Source organism: Xanthomonas sp. 3793, assembly GCF_024806835.1.
GTDB lineage: Bacteria > Pseudomonadota > Gammaproteobacteria > Xanthomonadales > Xanthomonadaceae > Xanthomonas > Xanthomonas arboricola_F.
Genome location: NZ_JANTYU010000001.1, coordinates 1,385,644 through 1,409,084 on the forward strand (window position 1 = coordinate 1,385,644; position 23,441 = coordinate 1,409,084).

Below are 23,441 nucleotides of genomic sequence, written 5' to 3' on the forward strand. Positions count from 1 at the left end.
GGCGCGGTCCCGATCTTGCGCAATGGTGCATCCATTGCACCGCGTGCGACTCAGCCCGGCCACACCGCCAACGTCACCAGCAGCGCAGCTTCGGTCAGTTCCACCAGTGCGCCGCAGGTATCGCCCGTCATGCCGTCCAGGCGCTGCATGCAGGCGCGGCGCCACAGAACGAACACCACTGCGGCACTGCCGAGGCAGGCAGCCGCGATCGTGGTGCCGGCAGCCATGCAGACCACGACCGCCAGTAACAACGCCAGCCACAAGCCCCCACGCGGTGCGGCGACCAGCGCGCTGCCGATGCCGGCGGGGCGCACATATGGCGTGGTCAAAAAGGCCGCCACCACCGCGGCGCGTGCCAGCAAGGGCGCCAGCCACAACGCACCCGCTGCATGCGGCAGCAGCGTGGCCAATGCAGCGCATTTGAGCAGCAACACCAGCACCAGCGCAGTCACCGCCATCGGGCCGCTGCTGGGGTCTTGCATGATCGCCAGCGTGCGTGCGCGGTCGCCCATGCCGCCGACCCAGGCGTCGGTCGTGTCGGCCAGCCCATCCAGGTGCAGGGCGCCGGTCAGCCAGGTCCATGCGCCCAGCAGCACTGCCGCGCCAAGCAGTGGCGCCACATCGCGCAGGCACCATGCCAGGCCACACAGTAGCGCACCGAGCAGCAGGCCGACCGCCGGATACCACGGCAGCGAACGCGCCTGCGCGCCCGGCCGGGCGAACACCGCGCCGGGCACCGGAATGCGGGTCAGGAAGCCGATCGCCGCGAGCAGCCCATCGATCATCCGGCGTCGCGTGCCGACTGCGGCTCCGACGGCAGCGCCGCGGCGACGCCGTTGGCCGGCGGCCAGGCCAGCGGATGCAGCGAGGCATGCGGCACCGCCAGTTCGGTCATGCGGGCAAATCCCTTGCCTGCCACCATGCAGCGCAGCGCGCGGATCGCACCGCCGTGGGTGACCACCAGGACACGTCGGTTCGGATGGGCGCCAACGATAGCGTCGAGCGCGGCCGACAGGCGCGCGCAGAAATCGGCAAACGGCTCGGCCTGCGGCGGCGGGTAGCGCAGCGGGTCGGCCCAGAAGCGACCGAGCGCCTCGCCTTCATCGCGATCGATCTCGGCCACCGGCACGCCCTGCCAGCGGCCGAAGTGATATTCGCGCAGCCGTGCGTCCAGCTGCAGCGGCAACCCACGCGCGCCGGCCAGTTCGGTGGCGAAGGCCGCGCAGCGCTGCAAGCTGGACGACACCACCACGTCCCATTCGCCTGCGGCGGTGGCTGCGCGCAATTGCTGCCAACCCAACGCGGTGAGCGGGTCGTCGAGCTGGCCGCGGTAGCTGCGCTGGCCGGTGTCGCCATGCCGCAACAAGCTGATCTGCGCGCTCATGCGTCCGACACCCCGGCTTCAGCAAAGGTGGCCATGCCGTTGTGCAACGCGCACGCGCTACGCAACAAGGGAATCGCCACCGCCGCGCCGCTGGCTTCGCCCAGGCGCAGGTCCAGTTGCAGCAGCGGCTCGGCATCCAGGGCGCGCAACAACGCGGCGTGGCCGCGCTCCTGCGAGCGGTGCCCGAACAACAGCCATTCGCGCACGCCGGGATTCAGGCGGGTGGCCACCAGCGCTGCAGCGGTGGTGATGAAGCCATCCACCAGCACCGGAATGCCGGCCTGCGCGGCGGCGATATACGCCCCGACCAGGGCGGCGATCTCGAACCCGCCGAGCCGGCGCAGCCGTTCCAGCGGGGTGGCGGCATCGGCATGCAAGGCCAGCGCGCGGCTGATCACCGTCGCCTTGTGCGCGATGCCCTCGGCGTCCAGCCCGGTGCCGGCGCCGGCCATCGCCTGCGGAAACTGCGACAACAGCGCGCAGCCCAGTGCGGCGGCGGCGGTGGTGTTGCCGATGCCCATCTCGCCGCCGACGAACAGCTGCGTGTCGCAACTCCTGGCCTGCGCGATGCTCTGCGCGCCGGCGGCCAGTGCGTCGCGCAACTGGCCGGGCGTCATCGCCGGCTGTTCGCAGATGTTGGCGCTGGACGGGGCGATCCAGGCGCGACGCACGCGCGGCAGATCGCCGGGGTCGTTGACCACGCCCAGGTTCACCACTTCCAGCCGCGCGCCCAGTTCGCGCGCCAGCACTGCGATGGCCGCACCGCCGCGTGCGAAGTTGCGCACCATCTCACCGGTGACCGCCTGCGGAAACGCCGACACGCCTTCGGCGGCGACGCCATGATCGGCGGCATACACCGCAATCCAGACGCGCTGCACTGTCGGCTGCTCATTGCGTTGCCAGGCCGCCAACTGCACGGCCAGCTGCTCCAGCCGGCCCAACGCGCCGGGGGGTTTGGTCAGTTGTTCCTGCCGTGCCAGCGCAGCCGCGCGCACGCGCGCATCCGGCACCGCGCATGCGGCAAAGATCCAGTCGCTACTCACAGCCGTTCTCCCTTCAGCACCATCGGCAAACCTGCCACGACAAACACCACACGCTCGCACTGTAGCGCCAATGCCTGATGCAGCCGGCCGGCCTCGTCCACAAACCGACGCGTGAGTTTGCCCAACGGCACGATGCCCTGCCCCACCTCGTTGCTGACCAGCACGATCTGCCCGGGCAACTGCGGCAGCGTTGCGAGCAGTGCGTCGCGTTCGCGCGCAAATGCACCCGCATCCGGGTGGCCGAGCAGGTTGCTCAGCCACAGCGTCAGGCAATCGACCAACACGCAGCGATCGGGCGCGGCCTGCGCCTGCAGCGTGGCGGCCAGCGCGACGGGTTCTTCCACGCAGTGCCAGTGCGGCGGGCGCTGGCTGCGGTGATGCGCGATGCGCTGGCGCATCTCGTCATCGAATGCCTGCGCGGTGGCCACATAGTGCACCTGCCCTGCCGCGTCGGCGGCGAGGCGTTCGGCCAGTGCGCTCTTGCCCGAGCGCGCGCCCCCCAGGATCAACTGCCGCATGCCGGCTCCTTGCTGGTGAGCCGCAGCAGCGCAGCGGTATCCAGATGCGTGTGCACTGCATCGGCAAGACGGTCGAATGTGGCCTCGCGCAACGCCGCCAGATCCAGCGGCGTTGCCTGCGCCAGGCCGGCCCATGCAAGCAGCGCGGCCAGTGCCTGCGGGTGATCGAAGATGCCGTGCAGATAGGTGCCCAGCACCTGGCCGTCGTCGGACATGGCGCCATCGCTGCGGCCATCGTCCAGCTGCAGCAGCGGCCGCGCCAGGGCATCGCCGGTGCTGATGCCGCAGTGGATTTCATAGCCGACGGCCACCGCATCGCCCAGCGCCAGGCGCCCTTGCACGCGATGCAACTGCTTGTGCGGATGCAGCTGCGTTTCCAGCGCCAGCCAGCCCAACCCGGTACTGCTGCCGGCAGGGCCTTCGATGCCATCGGGGTCGTGGATCTGCTCGCCCAGCATCTGCAGGCCGCCGCAGATCCCGAGCAGCTTGCCGCCGTAACGCAGATGACGTGCGATGGCGGTGTCCCAGCCGTGCGTGCGCAGCCACTGCAGATCCTGGCGCGTCGCCTTGCTGCCCGGCAGCACGATCAGCTCGCAGGCCGGCGGTGTCTGGCCCGGGACGACCAGGTGCACATCCACCTGCGGATGCGCCCGCAAGGCATCGACATCGGTGTGATTGCTGATCCGCGGCAGCACAGGCACCACCACGCGCAGCTGCGCCTGCGGCTTGTGCAGCGCCTGCCGCGGCAGCGCGTCTTCGGCTTCCAGCTGCAGGCCATGCAGATACGGCAACACACCGAGCACCGGCTTGCCGGTCTCGCGTTCCAGCCAGTCCAGGCCCGGTTGCAACAACGCCAGATCGCCACGAAACCGGTTGATCACAAACCCGGCGATCCGTGCGCGTTCGCTCTCCGACAGCAAGGCCAAGGTGCCGACCAGATGCGCGAACACGCCGCCGCGGTCGATGTCGGCGATCAGGATCACCGCGCAATCCACCGCCTCGGCATAGCCCATGTTGGCGATATCGTTGGCGCGCAGGTTGATCTCCGCCGGGCTGCCGGCGCCTTCCACCAGCACGACATCGAAACGCTCGACCAGCCGTGCGTGCGAGGCCAGCACCGCAGTGCGCGCAGTGGCCTTGTAGGCGTGATAGCCCACCGCATCCAGCGTGGCGACCGGGTGACCATGCACGATCACCTGCGCCCCGGTGTCGCTGGCGGGCTTGAGCAGCACCGGGTTGAAATCGACCTGCGGCTCCAGCCCGCAGGCCTGCGCCTGCACCGCCTGCGCGCGGCCGATCTCGCCACCGTCGACGGTGACGGCCGAGTTCAGCGCCATGTTCTGCGGCTTGAACGGCGCCACTGCCACGCCCCGGCGATGCAGCCAGCGGCACAGCGCGGCCACCAGCGTGCTCTTGCCGGCGTCGGAGGTGCAGCCCTGCACCATCAACACGCGTGCGCTCATGCCACCACCTCGCCCAACGCGACATCCAGGCGCGCTTCGGCGGTCGCATCGGGCGGCAGACCGAAGCGCAGACTGGCCGGGGTATCGAACAGGCGGGTCAGGATGCCGCGTTGCGCCAGCGCTGCATGCAACGCCGCCGCATCGTCGCGCCGACACCACTGGAAAAACGCAGTGCCTGCGGTGGGCGCAATCGCATGGCGGCGCAACAGCTGCGCAAGCCGTTGCGATGCCGCGTGCAGGCGTTCGCGCGCCTGCGCGTGCCACTGGGTATCTGCCAATGCCTGCTGCAGCGCCCAGCGGGTGGGGCCGCTCACGGCCCATGGCCCCAACTGCTCGCGCAGCGCGTCCAGCAGCTGCGGCTGCGCGCAGACGAACCCGGCCCGCGCACCGGCCATACCGAAGAACTTGCCGACCGAACGCAGCACGATCAAGCCCGGCTGTGGCGTCTGCGCGCACACGCTATCGGAGGGCGTGGCATCCATGAAGGCTTCGTCGATCACCAACCAACCGCCGCGTGCCGCAAGACGCGCATGCAGCTGCAACAGGACTTCGCGATCGAACCTGTCTGCACCCGGGTTATTGGGATGGATCAGCACCACCGCGTCGAAAGTGTCCGCCGCCTGCAACAACGGACCGGCCGGCAGCGGCACGACGGTATGGCCGGCACGTCGCCACGCGTGCGCGTGTTCGGCATAGCCCGGCACCAGCACGCCCACACGGCTGCGGCTGCGCAACAGCGGCAAGGCCTGAATCGCCGCCTGCGAACCGGCGACCGGCAAGACGTGCGGCGCGCCGTAATAGGCCGCAGCGCTGTCGGCCAGGCCATCGTCGTCTTCCGGCAGGCGCTGCCACACCTGCCCGGGGATGGCAGGCACCGGCCAGGCGAACGGGCTCACCCCGGTGGACAGATCCAGCCAGTGCGGCAGCGCAATGCCGTAGGCCTGCGCGGCGCGGCGCAAGCGGCCTCCGTGTTCAAGCATGAGCGGCTCCAGATGATGCTGCGTGACTGCACGCAGGTTGCCGATGGTCGGCGCAGCGCCTGCGCGCGAAGGGGGTGCGGCCCGTCATGGGGTCGGCAGCGCCAATGCCAGTGCGCCGAGCAATACCCACAGCAGCACCCCGGCACGTACCAGCACCAGCGCGCGACGCACGCTGCCAGCGCTGGCCGGCAAGCCCTCGCCCAGCGGCGGCCGTATCTGCCAGTGGCCGTGGTACGGCGCCGGCCCACCCAGCTGCACCTGCAGCGCGCCGGCACCGGCCGCCATCACCGGACCGGCGTTGGGGCTCTTCCAGCCGCGTCCCTGCCGCCAGGCGCAGCGCATGCCGGCACGGCTGTGGCCGAGCAGCGCATAGGTCGCGGCGGTGCAGCGCGCGGGCAGCCAATTGAGCACATCGTCGATGCGCGCAGCAGCCCAGCCGAAGTTGGCGTAGCGCGGCGTGCGATAGCCCCACATCGCATCCAGCGTATTGGACAGTCGATACAGCACCGCACCCGGCGCGCCAAGCAGCACGCCCCAGAACAGCGCGGCGAACACCGCATCGCTGCCGTTTTCCAGTACCGACTCGGTGGCCGCGGCGGCGACCTGGGTGGCATCGAGCGCAGCGGTGTCGCGGCTGACGATGCGACCCACGGCCAGACGCGCCGCGGCCAGGTCGTCGGCCTGCAACGCGTCGATCACCGGCTGCGCATGCTCGCCCAGGCTGCGCAATCCCAGTGCCAGATACAACAGCACGGCGGCAAAGGCGGTTGCCGCCCATACCGACCACCACCACAGCAGTGTTTGCAGCGCTGCGGCCAGCAGCGTCCATGGCACCACCGTCGCGCACCATGCGTACATTCCTGCGCCGCGATGATCGCGGTACAGGCGCGCTTCCACGCGCTGCGCCCACTGGCCGAACAGCACCAACGGGTGCGCGCGTCGCGGCTCGCCCAGCAGCAGGTCCAGCAGCACGGCGGCAACGGCAATCACCAGCGTCATGGCACGCAGCCCTGGATCATTGCAGGCAACACGCCGATGCAATTGCAAGCCCTGGCAGGTGCGTGGCCATGCCTACAACTCGATACCGAGCTGCGCCTTGATGCCGGCGTCGAAGGCATGCTTGATCAGGCGCATCTCGGTGACGGTGTCGGCGACGTCGATCAACCCGGCCGGCGCACCGCGCCCGGTGATCACCACATGCTGCCCCGGCGGACGCGCGGCCACTGCCGCAAGCACCTCATCCAGCGCGATGTAATCCTTGACCAGGGCAATATTGAGTTCGTCCAGCAGCACGAAGTCGTAGCGCGGATCGGCCAGCATGCCGCGCGCCAGTTGCCACGCCGCCTGTGCAGCGGCGATATCGCGTGCGCGGTCCTGGGTTTCCCAGGTAAAGCCTTCGCCCATCACGTGATAGTCGAGCAGATCCGGAAAGCGGCGGAAGAAGGCTTCTTCGCCGGTGGAAAAGGTGCCCTTGATGAATTGCACCACGCCGCAGTACAGGCCATGTCCGAGCGAGCGCGCCAGCATCCCGAAGCCGGACGAGCTCTTGCCCTTGCCGTTGCCGGTATTGACCAGCAGCACGCCGCGATCGATGACCGCCCGCGCGATGCGCCGGTCCACCAGTTCCTTCTTGCGCTGCGCGCGTTGCCGGTAATGCGCGTCGTCGTGTTCGGGGGGGCTCATGCACGTGCTCCGATCGGTGGACGCGCGGCGATGCCACGCAGTGCTGCCAGCAGCACGAAGGCGATGCCGACATAGCCTGACAGCGTGCCGAGTGCATGCGGATAATAGTCCGGCACGCGAGCGACAAAACCGCTCAGCGTGGCCAGCGGATAACGGCCGGAGAGGAAGTAGAAGCCGCCCTTGGAGAGCAGATACGCCAGGCTGCCGCTGAGCAGCACGGCGCACAGCAGGCGGGCTGCATCGCGCCAGGCGTCGGCATGCAACTGCAGGGCGTACACGCGCCCACCCAGCCACAGGACCGCATACGCCAACGCCAGCGCCCAGTAGGCCGGCGACAGGCACCAATCGCTGATGCTGCCAGAGACCAGCCCAATCAGATCCAGCGCAGATGCCACCCCGAACAGCAGCGGCAGCATCCATCGCGGGCGCAGCAAGGCCCCGGCCAGAAAGAACACCGCCCAGGATGCGCTGGGCAATGCATCCACGCTGGCGAAATGCTCGCCGCGGGTGCACACCATCAGCAACACCAACGCGCTACCGCAGACCCATGCTGCAGCGCCTTGCAGTGGCGCACGCGCCGGCGTGCCGGTTCGTCGCGCAACCGTCACGACAGCTCCAGCGGGGCCGACAGCGGCGCCGCAGCGCGCGCGGTACGCCAGCGCACCACGCACCACGCAGCGGCAAGCGCAACCGCCAGATACAGCGCGGTGGTGCGCACGAACAATGGACCCCACTGCGCTGCGCGCTGCAGATACTGCGCCCAATGCGGCTCGGCATAGCGCCCACCCCACCAGTAGAACGCGCCATTGGAGATCAGGAACGACATCACCGCGGCCAGGCTGCCCAGCCCCCACGCAAGCCACAGCGACCTGGCGTCCGGGCGCAGGCGCGCGTGATACGCACGGCCGGCGTACCACAGCACCCCGTAGGCCAGCGGCAGCGCCGCATAGGCGGCGGTGATGCAGAAGTCGCTGACGCCGGCCAGCGTGACCGCGGCCCAATCGATGGCCACCGACAACCCCAGCAGGGCAACGAAGAACACGTGCCGTCGCACTGCCAGACCGCCCAGAAAAAACACCGCCATCGATGCATCCGGCAGATGCAGCCAGTCGCTGACGTGATGAAAGCGGGTGGCGGTCATCACCAGCATCAAGGCGATGAAGACCGTGCGTTGGGCGGGACGGGAGAGTGGGGTCATCGGTGTTCCCTTGAAGACAGACGCAGACGCGCTAGCAATGGAGACAGTTAACCGGGTCGATGCTGCAGTGTACGAGTAGCGCATGACTGCCGATGTTGCCGGGCCGCTGGCAGCACCGCTGCAGCGGTCTGCTCACTGGTGCTACAGGACAACCCATTGCCGCCGGTACGGGGAACTGCGCGATGTTGCCACCGGCGGCGTGCATCCCACCATCGCACAGTTCATCGGCTACCTCCGCGTTACTGCGCCGCCTGGTAGCGGAAGGTCAGCAGATAATTGCGCCCCGGCTGCGCGTACCAGCGTGCGGTCTCGTACTGGCGGTCGAAGACGTTGTTTGCGGTGAACTGCACCTTCCAGTCTGCGGTGATCGCATAGCTCACGCGCAGATCCAGCAGGCCATAGCCGGCCAGCCGCTCGGTGTTGGCAAGATCGTCGTAACGCTTGCCGGAACCGAACAGGCTGGCCCCGACACCGAAGGCGCCGAAACTGCGGTCGGCATCGATGCGCCCGCTCTGCCGCGCCCGGCGCGGCAACCAGTTGCCATGGTTGACCTCTCCATCGGCCTGCGGCTGCAGCCAGGTCAGCGCGCTGCGCAGGGTCCAGCCGGCCAGGTCGGTGTCGTAGCCGGCTTCCACGCCGCGGATGCGCGCCTTGTCGATGTTGTTCGGCTGGCCGAAGGGGTGCGCCGCATCCACCAGCGCAGCGTCGTAGGCGATCAGATCGTCGATGCGGGTCTGGAAGGCGCTGAGCGTCCAGGTCCCCCAGGCGTAGGTGCCGCGCAGGCCCAGCTCGGCACTCTTGGAGGTCTCCGGTCCCAGCAGCGGGTTGCCGTAATCCGGGTAGTACAGCTCGTTGAAGGTGGGCGCCTTGAACGCGGTACCGTAGCTGGCGGTCAGCCGCAGATGCTCGGCAACATCCCAGCCCCACAGCAGGCTGCCGGTGGTCTTGCCGCCGAACTGGCTGTTGTCGTTGCGGCGCAGGCTGGCCTGCAACGACTGGCTGCCGAAGCCCTGCTGCCACTGCGCGAAGGCGGCGCGGTCGATGCGGCTGTCGGCGTCGTAGGTGTCGCTGCTGGCGATGGCGTCGCGCTGCCAGTCGAAGCCGACCGTAAGCAGGCCCGGCCCGGTGTTGACGTCGGCCTGCAGCGAGCCCTGCTTGCGACGCGTGTCGTAGCTGGACAGGTACGCACCCTCGTAATACGCATCGCTGAAATCGGCGCTGCTGCCCAGGCTGGCGGTGAATTTCAGCGCATCGCTCGGCGCATAGCGCACGCGGCCGCCCACGGCCTGCTGCACCCCCTTGGACAGATTGCCGCCGAAGGCCGAGCCGTCGTATTCGTTGCGGCTCTGCGCACGCAAGGCGTGCACATCGGCATCCCACTGGCGATTGAAGCGCCATCCGCCCTGCATGCTCAACGAATCGTTGCGATAGCCGTCGCGGTCCGGGTCGTAGGCGCTGGAACTGGTATCCAGATACGCATTGATGCCATCGGTTTCGTCGTGCACCGCGTTCACTGCGTACCAGCCGCCGGCCTCGCTCAGATCGCCCTGGCTGCGCCCGGCGACACCGGCGCCATAACGGCGCGCATTGTCGCTGCCGGCCGCCACGCTCAGCGTGGGCACGAAGCTGCCTTGCGGGCGACGGGTGAAGATCTGGATCACCCCGCCCAGCGCCTCGGAGCCGTACAGGCTGGAAAACGGCCCGCGCACGATCTCGATGCGCTCGATCTGCTCGATCGGCAGATCCTGCAGTGCCGCGCCGCCGGCAGTAGCCGATCCGATGCGCACGCCGTCGATCAATATCACCAGATGATCCGATTCGGTGCCGCGCAGGAACAGCGAGGTCTGCTTGCCGGGACCTCCGTTATTGGCCAGCGACACACCGGCCTCGCCACGCAGCAGGTCCTGCAACGAATTGACCTGGCGGCGCTCGATCTGCGCGCGGTCGATCACGGTGACCGGCGCCAGTGTCTGGTCCTGAGTCTGCGCGGTGCGCGAGGCGGTCACCACCACTTCGTCCAGATCGATGGCGGCCTCGGCCTGGGCCAGGTTGGCCAGGCACAGCGACAATCCCGCGGCCAACACGGCGCGACATGGCAAAACGGAAGAAACGGACATCGACTGCTGCTCCTGGAACCGCGCCTACCCGCGCGGGGGCAATGGGGGTCGGCAGGCAGCAACGGGCCAGGCATCCGGCGCGCAAGCACCAGATGCACAGGGCCACGCCCACCGCGTGCCGGATCAATCCCTCAGGCCGGTCTCCGGGCTTGCGAGCGGAAGCGGTCGCTTCCCGGATCCACGCCTTCCCATGCACAGCACAGTGGCTTTACCTGCGGACCCTTGTCTCGCCCACCGTTGCGGGGGCAGCTCCGGACTTGCGCATCGCCCAAGGCGATGCGCGCACCGGATTCCCGTTTAAACCACCGGCCAGCCGGCAGTCACCTCAGGGGCGCGCATGGTAGCAGGCGCCTCCACGGTCTGCGACCACCGGCCAAGCCAAGCCAAGCGCGTCGCCACGCGCCGGAATGGTGAATGCCGATGCCTTCTCCCCGGACATTGCCCTGTTTCATGAGCAACAAGCTGCCCCGAAGGATCGGATGAGGGGACGGAGCGCAGCCTCATGCAGCGTAGGGAAGTAGCAGGTCGGGCAGATCCGCTGACGAGCTTCATCGCGCACAGACGTATGCGCTTTGTCCCCGTACCCTCACCCCAACCCCTCGCTCCGCGCCCCCGCCCGCGCCGGCGGCGCTCCGAGGCACGCGCGCCAATGGCGCGCAAGCCATACCTCATCGCCCCGCGGGGAGAGGGGCTTGTTCCCTTCTCATATCGAAAGCCTGTTCCTTCTCCCATCGGGAGAAGCTGGCGCGCAGCGCCGGATGAGGATGCGAGCGAAGCCTTATGTGCATCTCACGCTCCCTGCAGCGCCTGCTCCAGATCGGCCAGCAGATCATCGATATGCTCGATCCCGATCGACAGCCGCACGGTGTCTTCGCTCACGCCGGCATGCTCCAGTTCGGCTGGACCGAGCTGGCGATGGGTGGTGGACGCCGGGTGCGTCGCCAGTGACTTGGCATCGCCGATATTCACCAGCCGGGTGAACAGCTGCAACGCATCCAGAAACCGCGCACCGGCCGCGCGTCCGCCCGGCAAGCCGAAGGTCAGCACGCCCGAACCATGCCCGCCCAGATACTTCTGCGCCAACGCATGTTCCGGATGGTCCGGCAGCGCGGCGTAATTGACCCAGGCAACGCGCGCATGCTGCTGCAGGTAGCGAGCAATCGCCAACGTGTTGGCGTTGATGCGCTCCATGCGCAGCGGCAAGGTTTCAATCCCTTGCAGTATCAGAAACGCATTGAACGGCGACAACGCCGCGCCGGTATTGCGCAGCGGCACCACGCGCGCGCGGCCGATGTAGGCGGCCTCGCCCAGCGCGTCGGTATATACCACGCCGTGGTAGCTGACATCCGGCTCGTTGAGGCGCGGGAAGCGCGCCTTGTGTGCGGCCCACGGAAAGCGCCCGCTGTCCACGATCGCACCACCGATGCTGTTGCCGTGACCACCCAGGTACTTGGTCAACGAATGCACCACGATGTCGGCACCGAAGTCGATTGGCCGCAGTAGCGACGGCGTGGCCACGGTGTTGTCCACGATCAACGGCACGCCGTGCGCATGCGCTACCGCGGCAACAGCTTCGATGTCGGTGATGTTGCCGCGCGGATTGCCGATCGACTCGACGAACACCGCCTTGGTGCGCTCATCGATCAATCCGGCAAACGCCTGCGGATCGCGATAATCGGCAAAGCGCGTGCCGATGCCGAACTGCGGCAAGGTATGCGCGAACAGATTGTAGGTGCCGCCATACAAGGCACTGGAGGAGACGATGTTGTCGCCAGCCTCGGCGATGGTCTGGATCGCATAGGTCACCGCCGCCTGCCCCGACGCCAGCGCCAACGCGCCGATGCCGCCTTCCAGCGCCGCCACGCGCTGCTCCAGCACGTCGTTGGTCGGGTTCATGATGCGACTGTAGATATTGCCCTGCACCTTGAGGTCGAACAGGTCCGCGCCATGCTGGGTATCGTCGAAGGCATAGGCAACGGTCTGGTAGATCGGCACCGCCACCGCGCGCGTGGTCGGATCGGGACGATAGCCCCCGTGCACGGCGATGGTTTCGGGCTTCCACTGCGGATCGGTCATGGCGCGGCTCGCTCTCGGAAAGAGTGCCGACCATAGCCGGGACTGCAGGTGCGTTTGCAAACCAGCGGGAATGACCTCATGCCGCCGCGTTGTGAGCGCCAACGAATGCCCCGCATGCGCCATCCATTTACGCAAACGGGCACTGCCTGCGCAGTGCCCGTTGCTTGCTTCAAGTTCTACCAGCGCTGCGGCCGGCGCCGCGTCTCAGCCCTTGGTGAACAGCAGCCGCCCACCTTCTGCACGCACGCGCACGGTGTCGCCGCTGAGATAGTGGCCGGAGAGGATCTGCTGGGCCAGCGGGTTCTCCACCTGCGACTGGATCGCGCGCTTGAGCGGGCGCGCGCCGTACACCGGATCGAAACCAACATTGCCGAGCAATTCCAGCGCTGCATCGTCCAGGTCCAGCTTGAGGCCGCGCTCGGACAGGCGTTTTTCCAGCCCATGCAACTGGATGCGCGCGATCGACTTGATCTGCGCCTTGTCCAGCGGGTGGAACACAACGATGTCATCCAGCCGGTTGATGAACTCCGGGCGGAAATGCGCCTGCACCACGCCCATCACCGCCGCCTTCATCTGCGTATAGGCCTCGGCGCTGCCGTCGCCGGACAGCTCCTGGATCTGGTGCGAGCCCAGGTTGGAGGTCATCACGATGACGGTGTTGCGGAAGTCCACCGTGCGGCCCTGGCCATCGGTGAGGCGGCCGTCGTCGAGCACCTGCAGCAGGATGTTGAAGACATCGGCGTGCGCCTTTTCCACCTCGTCCAGCAGGATCAGCGAATACGGACGACGACGCACCGCCTCGGTCAGATAGCCGCCCTCCTCGTAGCCCACATAACCCGGAGGCGCACCGATCAGCCGCGAGACCGAATGCTTCTCCATGAACTCGCTCATGTCGATGCGGATCATCGCCTCGGTGCTGTCGAACAGGAAGTCCGCCAGCGCCTTGCACAACTCGGTCTTGCCCACGCCGGTGGGACCCAGGAATAGGAACGAACCGCTCGGACGATTGGGATCGGACAGGCCGGCGCGCGAACGCCGCACCGCATCGGAGACGACTTTGATCGCCTCGTTCTGGCCGACCACGCGCTGGTGCAGCTCGTCTTCCATGCGCAACAATTTGTCGCGCTCGCCTTCGAGCATCTTGTTGACCGGGATGCCGGTCCAGCGCGACACCACCTCGGCGATTTCCTCGGCGGTCACGCGGTCCTGCACCAGCTTGAAGTCGTGATGTTCGACCTCGTTGGCCAGCAGCATCTGCTTTTCCAGCTGCGGCAGCACGCCGTACTGGATCTCGCTCATCTTGGCGTAGTCCTGGCGCCGTTGCGCGGCTTCCAGTTCCAGCTTGGCGTGCTCGATCTGCTCCTTGACCTTGGTGGTGCCCTGCAGCGCAGCCTTCTCCGACGTCCACAACTCGTTGAGGTCGTAGAACTCGCGTTCGAGCTTGTCGATGTCGGTTTCCAGATCGGCCAGGCGCTGACGCGAGGCCTCGTCCTTTTCCTTCTTCAGCATCTCGCGCTGGATCTTGAGCTGGATCAGGCGGCGCTCCAGGCGATCGAGTTCCTCCGGCTTGGAGTCGATCTCCATGCGGATGCGCGATGCCGCCTCGTCTATCAGATCGATCGCCTTGTCCGGCAGCTGGCGGTCGGTGATGTAGCGGTTGGACAAGGTAGCGGCGGCGACGATGGCCGGGTCGGTGATCTCCACGCCGTGATGCACCGCGTAGCGTTCCTTCAATCCGCGCAGGATCGCGATGGTGTCTTCCACCGTCGGCTCGCCCACGAATACCTTCTGGAAGCGACGCTCCAGCGCGGCGTCCTTTTCGATGTACTTGCGGTATTCGTCCAGCGTGGTGGCGCCGATGCAGTGCAGCTCGCCACGCGCCAGCGCCGGCTTGAGCATGTTGCCGGCGTCCATCGCGCCATCGGCCTTGCCGGCGCCCACCATGGTGTGCAGCTCGTCGATGAACAGGATGATCTGGCCTTCGTTCTTGGACAGGTCGCTGAGCACGGCTTTGAGGCGTTCTTCGAACTCGCCGCGGAACTTGGCACCGGCGATCAGCGCGCCCATGTCCAGCGACAGCACGCGCTTGCCGCGCAGGCCTTCGGGCACTTCGCCGTTGATGATGCGCTGGGCCAGGCCCTCGACAATGGCAGTCTTGCCCACGCCGGGTTCGCCGATCAGCACCGGGTTGTTCTTGGTGCGCCGCTGCAACACCTGGATGGTGCGGCGGATTTCTTCGTCGCGGCCGATCACCGGATCGAGCTTGCCGCTCTCCGCACGCGCGGTCAGGTCGATGGTGTATTTCTCCAGCGCCTGGCGTTGTTCCTCGGCGTTTTCCGATTGCACGGTCTCGCCGCCGCGCAGCTTGTCGATGGCCGCTTCGATCTTCTTCTTGTCGCCGCCGGCCGCGCGCAGGGCCACACCCAGCGGGCTGGCATCGTCAGCGGCCGCCAGTACGAACCACTCGCTGGCGATGAAGGCATCGCCGTGCTGCTGGGCCAGCTTGTCGGTCTGGTTGAGCAGGCGGTTGAGATCGTTGCCGATCGACAGGTTGCCTTCCTGCCCCGACACCTTGGGCAGCGTGTCCAGCGCCTCGCCCAGCCGCTCGCGCAGCAGCGGCACGTTGACGCCGGCCTGCGACAGCAGCGGGCGCGTGCTGCCACCGCTCTGGTCGAGCAGCGCGGCCAGCACGTGCACCGGCTCGATGATGTTGTGGTCGCGGCCCACGGCCAGCGACTGTGCGTCGGCCAGTGCCTGCTGGAACCGCGAGGTGAGCTTGTCCATCCGCATGGGAAATCCTCTGAACGGGTGGCCGGCAACGCCGGCGATACCGTGCAGATGCGGTTGCTGTGCGGGGTTTCAAGGTGTGGCCGATGCCGCAAGTGCAGATGCGGGGCACCAAGCCCGGCGCACGCTGCCTGCTGTGGGGCTGCGCAATGTTGGCTTTGCGCGTTGGCTCTGCGCGTTGGCTCTGCGCGTTGGCATTGGCATTGGCTTGGGGGCGGACCCAGGCCGACGACCCGCCCGCTAGACGATCCGCCGCAGCGGCACAGTGGCGTGCGTCGCACCGCCCTGCCCCGCACCGGCGTCCTCTGCGTCCTCGGCATCTTCAGTGGCCGCCGGCGCCGGCAGCTGTGCGGTCCCCAGCAGACGCGACAGCACCTGCCCCTGGATCGCGGCGAGCGCCGGCAAGCCGGGAGTGCGCGGGTGCGCTACCGGCACTGCCACATCCAGGCCGACCTGGCCGTGCTCGATCACCACGATGCGGTCGGCCAGCGCGCTGGCTTCGGCGACGTCATGGGTGACCAGCACCAGGGTGAAGCCATGCTGCCGCCACAGCTGCACGATCAGCTGCTGCATCTCGATGCGGGTCAGCGCATCCAGTGCGCCCAGCGGCTCGTCCAGCAGCAACAGCCGCGGCCGATGCACCAATGCGCGCGCCAGCGCCACGCGTTGCCGCTGCCCGCCGGACAGCGCCGCAGGCCAGTCACCGCCGCGCGTGCCCAGCCCCACCGCATCCAGCGCTGCCTGTGCCTGCGCGCGCCCGGCACGGCCCAGGCCGAGCGCCACATTGTCGATCACCCGTTTCCATGGCAGCAGCCGCGCATCCTGAAACATCAGCCGCACCGCATCGCGCCGGCGCGCCAGCGGCGCATCGCCACTGTCCAGGCGTCCGGCATCGGCACTTTCGAGACCGGCGATGACTCGCAACAGCGTGCTCTTGCCGCAGCCGCTGCGACCGACCACGGCCACGCAGCTGCCTGCTGCAATCTCCAGATCGATGCCGCGCAATACATCGCTGCCGCCATAGCGCTTGACGATGCCACGCAGGCTCAGCGGCAGGCCGTTGCCTGGTGTGGTCATCGCGACACCTGCGCGCGCCGTTGCTGAGCCGGATGCCAGCCCAGCCACCAGGCCTCGAGCCCGCGTGCGGCCAGATCGGCAAGCTTGCCGAGCAGTGCATACAGCACGATCGCCACCACCACGATGTCGGTCTGCAGGAACTCGCGCGCATTGGTTGCCAGGTAGCCGATGCCGGAACTGGCCGAGATGGTTTCGGCCACGATCAAGGTCAGCCACATCAGTCCCAAGGCAAAGCGCAGCCCGACCAGAATCGATGGCAGTGCGCCGGGCAGCAAGACATCGATGAACAACTGCGGCCCACGCAATCCGTAATTGCGCGCCATCTCGATCAACGCCGGGTCCACGCTGCGGATGCCGTGGTAGGTATTGAGATAGATCGGAAAAAAGGTACCCAGCGCCACCAGAAACAACTTGGCGCCCTCATCGATGCCGAACCACAGGATCACCAGCGGAATCAACGCCAGGTGCGGCACGTTGCGCAGCATCTGCAGGCTGCTGTCGAGTACGCGTTCGGCCACGCGCGACACGCCGGTCAACAGGCCCAACACCAGGCCGAGGCTGCCGCCGATGACCAGGCCCACGGCGGCGCGCCAACTGCTGATTGCCAGGTGCTGCCACAGCTCTCCGCTTTGCACGAGCGTGGCCGCCGCACGCAGCACCGCGTCCGGCGCCGGCAGGATGCGCTGCGGCAGCCAACCGATCGATGCCGCGCCCTGCCATGCGGCCAGCACCGTCAATGGCAACAGCCACGGCAACAGCCGGTTGCCCCACCGCCATGCACGGGCGCTCATTGCATCGCCCCCGTGGTGGCGGTGCGCATCTGCGACGCAGCCACCCGCATCACTTGCGTGCCGCTTGCGCGGCAACCGCGGCCGGCGCACGCCACACCGCCGGTGCCACCAGCACGCGCCTGGGCAATAATCGCTGCGCGTAGAACAGATCGGCAGTGGCCTGCTGCGCCTTGATGACCTCGGCGCTGAGCGGCTGCACGCTGGCAGGCGGGCGATGCGCCAAGGTGCGCTCGACCACCGCAGGCGACAGCCCGCTCACCTGCGCCAGCACCTTGATGCTGCCGGCGCGGTCGCGTTCCAGCAGGCCGTCGGCCTGGTTGAGCGTGCCCATCACTTGCTGCACGAACGGACCCCACGCCGTGGCATAGCGGCGCGAGGACAGAAAGAACCCGCCGGTCAACCCCAACCCCTCGCCGTTGGCGAGCAGGCGCGCACTGCCATCCAGCGTCAAGGCCGAATACCACGGGTCCCAGATCGCCCACGCGTCCACCTGGCCGGCTGCAAACGCGGCGCGCGCATTGGCCGGCGACAGGTACAGCGGCGTGATGTCGCGCAGACTCAGGCCGGACCTGGCCAACAACCGCAACAGCAGATTATGCGCGCTGGACCCTTTTTGAAACGCGACCCGCTTGCCCTTGAGATCGGCCACGCGCCGCAGCGTGCTCTTGGCCGGCACCAGAACGGTCTCGGCCTTCGGCGTCGGCGGCACCCAGCCCACGTACAGCAGGTCGGCACCGGCCGCCTGCGCGAACAACGGCGGAATATCGCCAGCCCCGCCCAGATCGACGCTGCCCACGTTCAGGGCTTCCAGCAGTTGCGGCCCTGCGGGAAACTCCACCCAGCTGATCTTGGTGCGCGGGAAGCGCTGCTCCAGCAGGCGATGCTGCTTGGCCAGCACCATGCTCGACACCGCTTTTTGGTAGCCGATGCGCAACTGTGCAGGCTCGGCCGCAGACGCGCACGGCAACCACGCGACACTCATCATCAGCATCAGCGCCCAGGCAATCAGCATGCGCATCGACGATCTCCTCATTGCCAATCGGTTGACGGTTTTTCCCAAAGGTTGATGCCGCCCTCGACCGCAAAACGATCGATCTCGGCCAACTCTTCCGGGCTGAAACTCAGGTTCTGCAGTGCCGCGACGTTCTCGACCAATTGCTCCGGCCGGCTGGCACCCAGCAACGCCGAACTCACGCGCGCATCGCGCAGCACCCAGGCCAGTGCCAGCTGTGCAAGGCTTTGCCCGCGCTTCCGTGCAATGGCATGCAACCCACGTGCGCGTTGCAGGTTGTCGTCGGACAGATGCTCTGGCCGCAGCGATTGCCCACCGGGGCGATTGACGCGCGCATCGGCCGGCACGCCATCGAGATACTTGCCGGTGAGCAGACCCTGCGCCAGCGGCGTGAATGCAATCACGCCGGCACCGATGTCTGCGGTAGTCTCCAGCAGCTCCTGCTCCGGCCAACGGTTGAACAAGTTGTAGGCCGGTTGATGGATCAACAACGGCACCTTCCACTCGCGCAGCAGTGCCGCGATCTCGCGGGTGCGCGCCGCCGAATACGACGACACGCCCACGTACAGCGCCTTGCCCTGCTGCACCGCACTGGCCAGTGCGCCGGCGGTTTCTTCCAGCGGCGTGTCCGCATCGAAACGGTGCGAGTAGAAGATGTCCACATAGTCCACGCCCAGCCGTTGCAGGCTCTGGTCCAGGCTGGACAACAGGTATTTGCGCGAGCTGCCGCCCTGCCCGTACGGGCCCGGCCACATGTCCCAGCCGGCCTTGGTGGAAATGATCAATTCATCGCGATACGGTTTGAAATCCTCGCGCAGCAAGCGGCCGAAGTTCAGCTCAGCGCTGCCATACGGCGGGCCGTAGTTGTTGGCCAGATCGAAATGGGTGATGCCCAGATCGAAGGCGGTGCGCAGCAAGTCGCGCTGCGTCTGGATCGGCGTGCTGTCGCCGAAGTTGTGCCACAGGCCCAGCGACAGCGCCGGCAGCACAAGGCCGCTGCGGCCGACACGGCGGTAGGCGATACGGTCGTAACGATCGGGATGTGCGAGATAAGTCATGGGTCTGTCCGGTAGATCAGCGGGCGCTGAAGCGATTGACGGGGCGTGCCAGCCCCAGATGATCGCGCAAGGTACGCCCTGCATAGTCACGTCGGAACAGGCCGCGTCGCTGCAGCTCCGGCACCACGTGCGTCGCCACATCGACCAGGCCGCCGGGCAGGTGCGGTACCAGCACGTTGAAGCCATCGGCGGCGCCCTGCTCGAACCACGCCTGCAACTCGTCGGCGATCTGGGTTGGCGTGCCGATCAGGCTGTAATGGCCGCGCCCACCGGCGATGCGGCGGCCGAGCTGGGCAATGCTCAACTGCTCCTGCCCGGCCAGTTCGGTGAACAACTGCTGGCGGCTGCGCTGCCCGGTTTCGGTGAGCGGCAACTCCGGCAACGGGCCATCGGGCGGATAGCCGGACAGGTCGAAGTTTCCCAGCATGCGCGACAGCAGCGCGATACCCACCTCCGGCTCCACCAACTGCTGGAACTGCTCGAATTTGTCCTGCGCTTCGGCCTGGCTTTGCCCCACCACGATGAACACGCCAGGCAGTACCTTCAGCGCATCGCGCGAGCGGCCAAACTGCTCCAGCCGCCCCTTGATGTCTGCATAGAACGCCTGTGCCTTGGCCAGCGACGATTGCGCGGTGAACACTACCTCGGCCGTTTCCGCCGCCAGCGCACGCCCGGGCTCGGACGAGCCGGCCTGCACCAGCACCGGGTGCCCTTGCGGCGCGCGCGCGATATTGAGCGGCCCGCGCACCTGGAAATGCGTCCCGCGATGATCGAGCACATGCGCACGCGCCGGGTCGTGATGCAGGCCGGCGGCCTTGTCGACGATGAACGCGTCGTCGTCCCAACTGTCCCACAGGCCGGCGACCACCTGCTGGAACTCGCGCGCTCGCGCATAGCGCTCGGCGTGCACGTAATGCGCATCGCGATTGAAGTTGAGCGCCTCGTCGGCGGCGTCGGAGGTGACCAGATTCCACCCGGCCCGGCCGCCGGACAGATGGTCCAGCGAGGCGAACTTGCGCGCCACGTGATACGGCTCGTTATAGCTGGTGGTCATGGTGGCGATCAGGCCGATGCGCTCGCTGACCGCCGCCAATGCGCTGAGCAGCGTCAGCGGCTCGAACAGGCTGGAACGCGCCATCCGCGGTGCGATCGGCCCACCGGCTGCGGCCAAACTGTCGGCGACGAAGACTGCATCGAACTTGGCGGCCTCGGCGATGCGCACCATTTCGCGGTAGTGCGCAAAGTCCAGCGTGTCCGCGCTCGCCTGCGGGTGCCGCCAGGCCGCGACGTGGTGGCCGGTCGCCATCAGGAACGCGCCCAGCGACAGCTGCCGTGGCGCGCTCATCGCCTAACACCCGACATGATGCCCTGGCGGTCCTTGCACCCACTGTTGAAACCCATCGACTGCATCCTCAAAAATCCTTGTGCACTTGCAGGCCGAGATAGCGGCGATCATCGCGCGGTACCAGCCGGTAGACGTTGCCGGTGGCATTGGCCAACAACGGCGCATACGCGCGGTCGCCGAGATTGCGGCCCAGCACCGCCACCCGCCAGCCGTGCACGTCATCGGCCAGCGCGATGCTGGCATTCCAGATCGCATATGGGCCCTGGAGGGTTTGCGCGGTCTGGCTGAGGTCGTACTGCACGCTGTCCTGCCAGCTCACGTCGCCGTTGAACTCCAGCGCCAGGCTGCCAAGTAGCGGCACGCGGTAGCCGGCACGCAGGTTACCCTTCCAGTCCGGCGAAAACGGCAACGGCTTGCCGTCGACATTGCAGTTGGCCGCCGCTGCCGCCGGGCACGCGAAGCGCTGGATACGCGCCTGCGTATACGCCAGCGATGCGGCCAGACTAAGTCGCTCGGTCGGCCGGTAATCCAGGTCCAGCTCCAAGCCCTGCGTACGCACCTGTCCGGCATTGATCAGGCGTGTCACCACCTGCCCAGCCACGGTGTCGAAGAAGTTGGCCTGGTAATCGGAATAGTCGGTATGGAACAGCGCCACGTTCGCACTGAGCCGGTCGTCCAGCGCGCGTGTCTTCAGCCCCAGCTCCCAGGCGTTGGAGGTCTCCGGCTTCAACGCCGGCGTGTCGCGCGGCTGCATGTTGAAGAACACGTTATAGGCCGGGCCTTTGTAACCGCGCGAATAGGTCAGGTAGCCGGTGGTCTGCGCATCGATGTCGTATTGCAGGCCGGTGCGGCCGGACACGCCGTTTTCCGCAGTGCTGCCACTGCTTGCGGTGGACGGCTGAATACCGGTGACCGGTGCGGCCGAGCTGGATACGCGCTGATGCCGATACTCGAGCGTGTCGCGGGTAAAGCGCGCACCCAGCAGCGCACGCAGATCCGGGCGCCAATGCCAGGTGGCCTCGCCGAACACCGCATAGGTCTGCGCGCGGGTGGCGTAATCGGCCACGCCCACGTTGCTGGCGGTGGGCGTCGTCACCGTGCGGCGATAGGTTTCGTCGCTGCGGGCATGCAGGTAATACAGACCGGCGACCGCTTCCACCGCGCGGTCGCGTGGGGTCTGCACGCGCAATTCCTGCGAATACTGCGTGTAACCCAGCTCGCCGCGATCATGCGATGCGGGAAACGTCGCGCTGCGTTGCGCGGTGCGGTCGCCATCCTGGAATTGGGTGTTGTCCCACTGCCGCCATGCGCTGATCGAGGTCAACAGCGCATCGCCGAGGTGCTGATCCAGCTGCAGCGAGGCGCCCTTGTTGATGTCGTCCAGATGCGTGTGGTAATCGCTGTTGATCTGCCGGTTGTCGGCACTGGCAACCACTGGTGCCAGCGCCGCAGCGAAGTCCGCACGTGTGCTGGCCACGACCACGCCGCTGGGCGCGTCGCTGCTCGATTGCAGGTAGTCGGCGAGCAGCGTTGCGTTCAAGCTGGGGTTCGGCGTGAGATCCAGCCGCAGCCGCGCGCCGGCGCGCCGGTAGCCATTGACGGTCTGCCCGTCGGCCACATTGCGCACGTTGCCGCCATATTCGGCCCACAACGCAGACACGCTGGCCTTGAGCACCTCGGGCACCAGCGCACCGCCGATGCTGGCACGCATGCGGTCTTCGTCGCCGCCGCCGAAGTGGGAATAATCCACATAGCCGCCGAACACCTCAGGCGCCGGCTTGCTGACGATACTGAGCACGCCGGCCGAGGCGTTCTTGCCGAACAAGGTGCCCTGCGGCCCGCGCAGCACTTCGATGCGTTCGACATCGAGCAGGTCCAGCGTGGCCTGGCCCGGACGCCCCAGCACCACCCCGTCGATCACCGTGGCCACGCTGGGCTCGACCCCTGGCGAGGTGGAGATGGTGCCCACGCCACGCAGGAACAATGAGGTGTCCTTGTTGGAGGCACCGTTGCGAAAGGTCAGGCTGGGCACCAGCGCCGGCAGGTCGGCCACGCTGTTGCGGTTTTCGCGCTCCAGTGTCTCGCCCTGCACCACCGACACCGCCACCGGCACTTGCTGCAAGGTGGTTTCGCGACGCGTAGCGGTCACCGTCACTGCGCCCAGGGTCTGCGCGGCACGCTCCGGCGTGGCAGCAGTCTCGCCTACTTCATCGGCCAGCGCTGGCGTACATGCCCACGCCAGGCTCCACGCCAAGACCTGCGGTTTGGCCAACCATCTGGAAGCAGCAAAGATCCCCGCCGGGGTCCGGTGTTGCGCAGGCATGTACGTCCTTTCGTGGCGTCGGCTGTCGTGTAGCAGCGTTGGTGAAGTTGGTTGTCCGGCAGCGCGATCAACGCGCAGCGAAGCTGGCGCAGCGCAGGCCGGGAAGGCGGTGCAGTGCAATAGCGCATGCTGTTTGCAGCTGCCACGAGCGTCAAATAACCAATGTTTAGGTGGTTATTCACTCACGCCCTGCAGCGCCTGCAGACCACCGGTGAGCGCTGTGGAAGAGGCCCAATGCACAACGCCGGCCCTGTGGCGATAATGGCGACATGGATGTATCCACCAAGCCCTGGCACCTCTACCTGCTGCTGTGTCGCAACGGCAGCTATTACGCCGGCATCACCAACGATCTGGAGCGCCGCTTTCACGCGCATGTGCGTGGCACCGGCGCGCGCTACACACGCGCAAATCCGCCACTAAAAGTGCTCGCCAGTCACCCGTATCCCGACCGCGCCGCTGCCTCGCGTGCCGAGTGGCAGCTCAAGCAGCAACCCCGCACGCGCAAGCTGGCCTGGCTGCTGGCGCAGCCGCCCTGCAGCGCCGGGTCACACCCTTCTGACACCCCGATCACGCCCGCCTAGCCGCC

The 23,441-nt window shown here is 67.4% G+C and carries 20 protein-coding genes and 1 riboswitch; of the genes, 1 reads left to right on the top strand and 19 read right to left on the bottom strand.

What is annotated here, in order from left to right:
* Positions 1-50: 50 nt before the first annotated feature.
* From FHY18_RS05745 to FHY18_RS05835, 19 genes are all read right to left on the bottom strand, one after another.
* On the bottom strand, positions 51-785 hold the full coding sequence (locus FHY18_RS05745; RefSeq protein ID WP_259152309.1) for an adenosylcobinamide-GDP ribazoletransferase: 735 nt from the start codon (positions 783-785) through the stop codon (positions 51-53).
* Positions 782-1,384 (bottom strand): histidine phosphatase family protein, encoded by a 603-nt coding sequence (locus tag FHY18_RS05750; protein WP_259152310.1) that lies wholly within the window; start codon positions 1,382-1,384, stop codon positions 782-784. The genes FHY18_RS05745 and FHY18_RS05750 overlap by 4 nt, the downstream gene beginning before the upstream one ends.
* Positions 1,381-2,427 carry a nicotinate-nucleotide--dimethylbenzimidazole phosphoribosyltransferase gene (gene cobT, locus FHY18_RS05755; RefSeq protein ID WP_259152311.1) on the bottom strand — a complete coding sequence of 349 codons (1,047 nt, stop codon included), beginning with the start codon at positions 2,425-2,427 and terminating at the stop codon, positions 1,381-1,383. Before cobT ends, FHY18_RS05750 begins: the two co-directional genes overlap by 4 nt.
* Positions 2,424-2,945: a bifunctional adenosylcobinamide kinase/adenosylcobinamide-phosphate guanylyltransferase gene (cobU, locus tag FHY18_RS05760; protein WP_259152312.1), complete on the bottom strand. Its 522-nt coding sequence runs from the start codon at positions 2,943-2,945 to the stop codon at positions 2,424-2,426. The genes cobT and cobU overlap by 4 nt, the downstream gene beginning before the upstream one ends.
* Positions 2,933-4,408, bottom strand: coding sequence for a cobyric acid synthase (locus FHY18_RS05765; RefSeq protein ID WP_259152313.1), 1,476 nt, complete (start codon positions 4,406-4,408; stop codon positions 2,933-2,935). Before FHY18_RS05765 ends, cobU begins: the two co-directional genes overlap by 13 nt.
* Positions 4,405-5,388: a threonine-phosphate decarboxylase CobD gene (cobD, locus tag FHY18_RS05770; protein WP_259152315.1), complete on the bottom strand. Its 984-nt coding sequence runs from the start codon at positions 5,386-5,388 to the stop codon at positions 4,405-4,407. The genes FHY18_RS05765 and cobD overlap by 4 nt, the downstream gene beginning before the upstream one ends.
* A gap of 84 nt (positions 5,389-5,472) precedes the next feature.
* Positions 5,473-6,387, bottom strand: coding sequence for an adenosylcobinamide-phosphate synthase CbiB (cbiB, locus tag FHY18_RS05775; RefSeq protein ID WP_259152316.1), 915 nt, complete (start codon positions 6,385-6,387; stop codon positions 5,473-5,475).
* Positions 6,388-6,459: 72 nt separating this feature from the next.
* On the bottom strand, positions 6,460-7,071 hold the full coding sequence (gene cobO, locus FHY18_RS05780; RefSeq protein WP_259152317.1) for a cob(I)yrinic acid a,c-diamide adenosyltransferase: 612 nt from the start codon (positions 7,069-7,071) through the stop codon (positions 6,460-6,462).
* A complete protein-coding gene (locus FHY18_RS05785; RefSeq protein WP_259152560.1) occupies positions 7,068-7,589 on the bottom strand; it encodes a hypothetical protein in 522 nt (173 codons plus the stop codon). The genes cobO and FHY18_RS05785 overlap by 4 nt, the downstream gene beginning before the upstream one ends.
* A gap of 86 nt (positions 7,590-7,675) precedes the next feature.
* Positions 7,676-8,269 carry a hypothetical protein gene (locus FHY18_RS05790; RefSeq protein ID WP_259152318.1) on the bottom strand — a complete coding sequence of 198 codons (594 nt, stop codon included), beginning with the start codon at positions 8,267-8,269 and terminating at the stop codon, positions 7,676-7,678.
* A 239-nt stretch (positions 8,270-8,508) separates the two neighbouring features.
* A complete protein-coding gene (btuB, locus tag FHY18_RS05795) occupies positions 8,509-10,386 on the bottom strand; it encodes a TonB-dependent vitamin B12 receptor (RefSeq protein WP_259152320.1) in 1,878 nt (625 codons plus the stop codon).
* A 116-nt stretch (positions 10,387-10,502) separates the two neighbouring features.
* Positions 10,503-10,729: riboswitch (cobalamin riboswitch) on the bottom strand.
* A 446-nt stretch (positions 10,730-11,175) separates the two neighbouring features.
* Positions 11,176-12,462: an aminotransferase class I/II-fold pyridoxal phosphate-dependent enzyme gene (locus FHY18_RS05800; protein ID WP_259152322.1), complete on the bottom strand. Its 1,287-nt coding sequence runs from the start codon at positions 12,460-12,462 to the stop codon at positions 11,176-11,178.
* A 204-nt stretch (positions 12,463-12,666) separates the two neighbouring features.
* The gene (gene clpB / locus FHY18_RS05805; protein ID WP_259152323.1) at positions 12,667-15,252 is read right to left on the bottom strand and encodes an ATP-dependent chaperone ClpB; all 2,586 of its coding nucleotides are present in this window, start codon (positions 15,250-15,252) and stop codon (positions 12,667-12,669) included.
* Between the two features lie 237 nt (positions 15,253-15,489).
* The gene (locus tag FHY18_RS05810) at positions 15,490-16,326 is read right to left on the bottom strand and encodes an ATP-binding cassette domain-containing protein (protein ID WP_259152324.1); all 837 of its coding nucleotides are present in this window, start codon (positions 16,324-16,326) and stop codon (positions 15,490-15,492) included.
* Complete coding sequence (ssuC, locus tag FHY18_RS05815; protein ID WP_259152325.1) at positions 16,323-17,117, bottom strand: aliphatic sulfonate ABC transporter permease SsuC; 795 nt, start codon at positions 17,115-17,117, stop codon at positions 16,323-16,325. Before ssuC ends, FHY18_RS05810 begins: the two co-directional genes overlap by 4 nt.
* Before the next feature lie 49 nt (positions 17,118-17,166).
* On the bottom strand, positions 17,167-18,129 hold the full coding sequence (locus tag FHY18_RS05820) for an aliphatic sulfonate ABC transporter substrate-binding protein (protein ID WP_276577177.1): 963 nt from the start codon (positions 18,127-18,129) through the stop codon (positions 17,167-17,169).
* Between the two features lie 17 nt (positions 18,130-18,146).
* Positions 18,147-19,187, bottom strand: a complete 1,041-nt coding sequence (mgrA, locus tag FHY18_RS05825) for an L-glyceraldehyde 3-phosphate reductase (protein WP_259152328.1) — start codon at positions 19,185-19,187, stop codon at positions 18,147-18,149.
* Positions 19,188-19,203: 16 nt separating this feature from the next.
* Positions 19,204-20,532, bottom strand: a complete 1,329-nt coding sequence (locus FHY18_RS05830; protein ID WP_259152329.1) for an LLM class flavin-dependent oxidoreductase — start codon at positions 20,530-20,532, stop codon at positions 19,204-19,206.
* Between the two features lie 67 nt (positions 20,533-20,599).
* Entirely contained in the window at positions 20,600-22,855 is a 2,256-nt protein-coding gene (locus tag FHY18_RS05835) for a TonB-dependent receptor (protein WP_259152330.1), read from the bottom strand.
* 269 nt (positions 22,856-23,124) lie between these two features.
* Here FHY18_RS05835 and FHY18_RS05840 point away from each other — a divergent pair, with 269 nt between their 5' ends.
* Positions 23,125-23,436, top strand: a complete 312-nt coding sequence (locus tag FHY18_RS05840) for a GIY-YIG nuclease family protein (protein WP_259152331.1) — start codon at positions 23,125-23,127, stop codon at positions 23,434-23,436.
* Positions 23,437-23,441 lie beyond the last annotated feature (5 nt).

Bases quoted from the DNA above. Each gene is read 5' to 3' on its own strand.
- mgrA (WP_259152328.1), bottom strand. From the start codon at position 19,187: ATGACTTATCTCGCACATCCCGATCGTTACGACCGTATCGCCTACCGC.
- FHY18_RS05830 (WP_259152329.1), bottom strand. From the start codon at position 20,532: ATGAGCGCGCCACGGCAGCTGTCGCTGGGCGCGTTCCTGATGGCGACC.
- FHY18_RS05750 (WP_259152310.1), bottom strand. From the start codon at position 1,384: ATGAGCGCGCAGATCAGCTTGTTGCGGCATGGCGACACCGGCCAGCGC.
- btuB (WP_259152320.1), bottom strand. From the start codon at position 10,386: ATGTCCGTTTCTTCCGTTTTGCCATGTCGCGCCGTGTTGGCCGCGGGA.
- clpB (WP_259152323.1), bottom strand. From the start codon at position 15,252: ATGCGGATGGACAAGCTCACCTCGCGGTTCCAGCAGGCACTGGCCGAC.
- FHY18_RS05840 (WP_259152331.1), top strand. From the start codon at position 23,125: ATGGATGTATCCACCAAGCCCTGGCACCTCTACCTGCTGCTGTGTCGC.
- FHY18_RS05765 (WP_259152313.1), bottom strand. From the start codon at position 4,408: ATGAGCGCACGCGTGTTGATGGTGCAGGGCTGCACCTCCGACGCCGGC.
- FHY18_RS05820 (WP_276577177.1), bottom strand. From the start codon at position 18,129: ATGCTGATTGCCTGGGCGCTGATGCTGATGATGAGTGTCGCGTGGTTG.
- ssuC (WP_259152325.1), bottom strand. From the start codon at position 17,117: ATGAGCGCCCGTGCATGGCGGTGGGGCAACCGGCTGTTGCCGTGGCTG.
- FHY18_RS05800 (WP_259152322.1), bottom strand. From the start codon at position 12,462: ATGACCGATCCGCAGTGGAAGCCCGAAACCATCGCCGTGCACGGGGGC.
- cobO (WP_259152317.1), bottom strand. From the start codon at position 7,071: ATGAGCCCCCCCGAACACGACGACGCGCATTACCGGCAACGCGCGCAG.
- FHY18_RS05745 (WP_259152309.1), bottom strand. From the start codon at position 785: ATGATCGATGGGCTGCTCGCGGCGATCGGCTTCCTGACCCGCATTCCG.
- FHY18_RS05790 (WP_259152318.1), bottom strand. From the start codon at position 8,269: ATGACCCCACTCTCCCGTCCCGCCCAACGCACGGTCTTCATCGCCTTG.
- cbiB (WP_259152316.1), bottom strand. From the start codon at position 6,387: ATGACGCTGGTGATTGCCGTTGCCGCCGTGCTGCTGGACCTGCTGCTG.
- FHY18_RS05810 (WP_259152324.1), bottom strand. From the start codon at position 16,326: ATGACCACACCAGGCAACGGCCTGCCGCTGAGCCTGCGTGGCATCGTC.
- FHY18_RS05785 (WP_259152560.1), bottom strand. From the start codon at position 7,589: ATGGTGTGCACCCGCGGCGAGCATTTCGCCAGCGTGGATGCATTGCCC.
- cobD (WP_259152315.1), bottom strand. From the start codon at position 5,388: ATGCTTGAACACGGAGGCCGCTTGCGCCGCGCCGCGCAGGCCTACGGC.
- cobU (WP_259152312.1), bottom strand. From the start codon at position 2,945: ATGCGGCAGTTGATCCTGGGGGGCGCGCGCTCGGGCAAGAGCGCACTG.
- FHY18_RS05835 (WP_259152330.1), bottom strand. From the start codon at position 22,855: ATGCCTGCGCAACACCGGACCCCGGCGGGGATCTTTGCTGCTTCCAGA.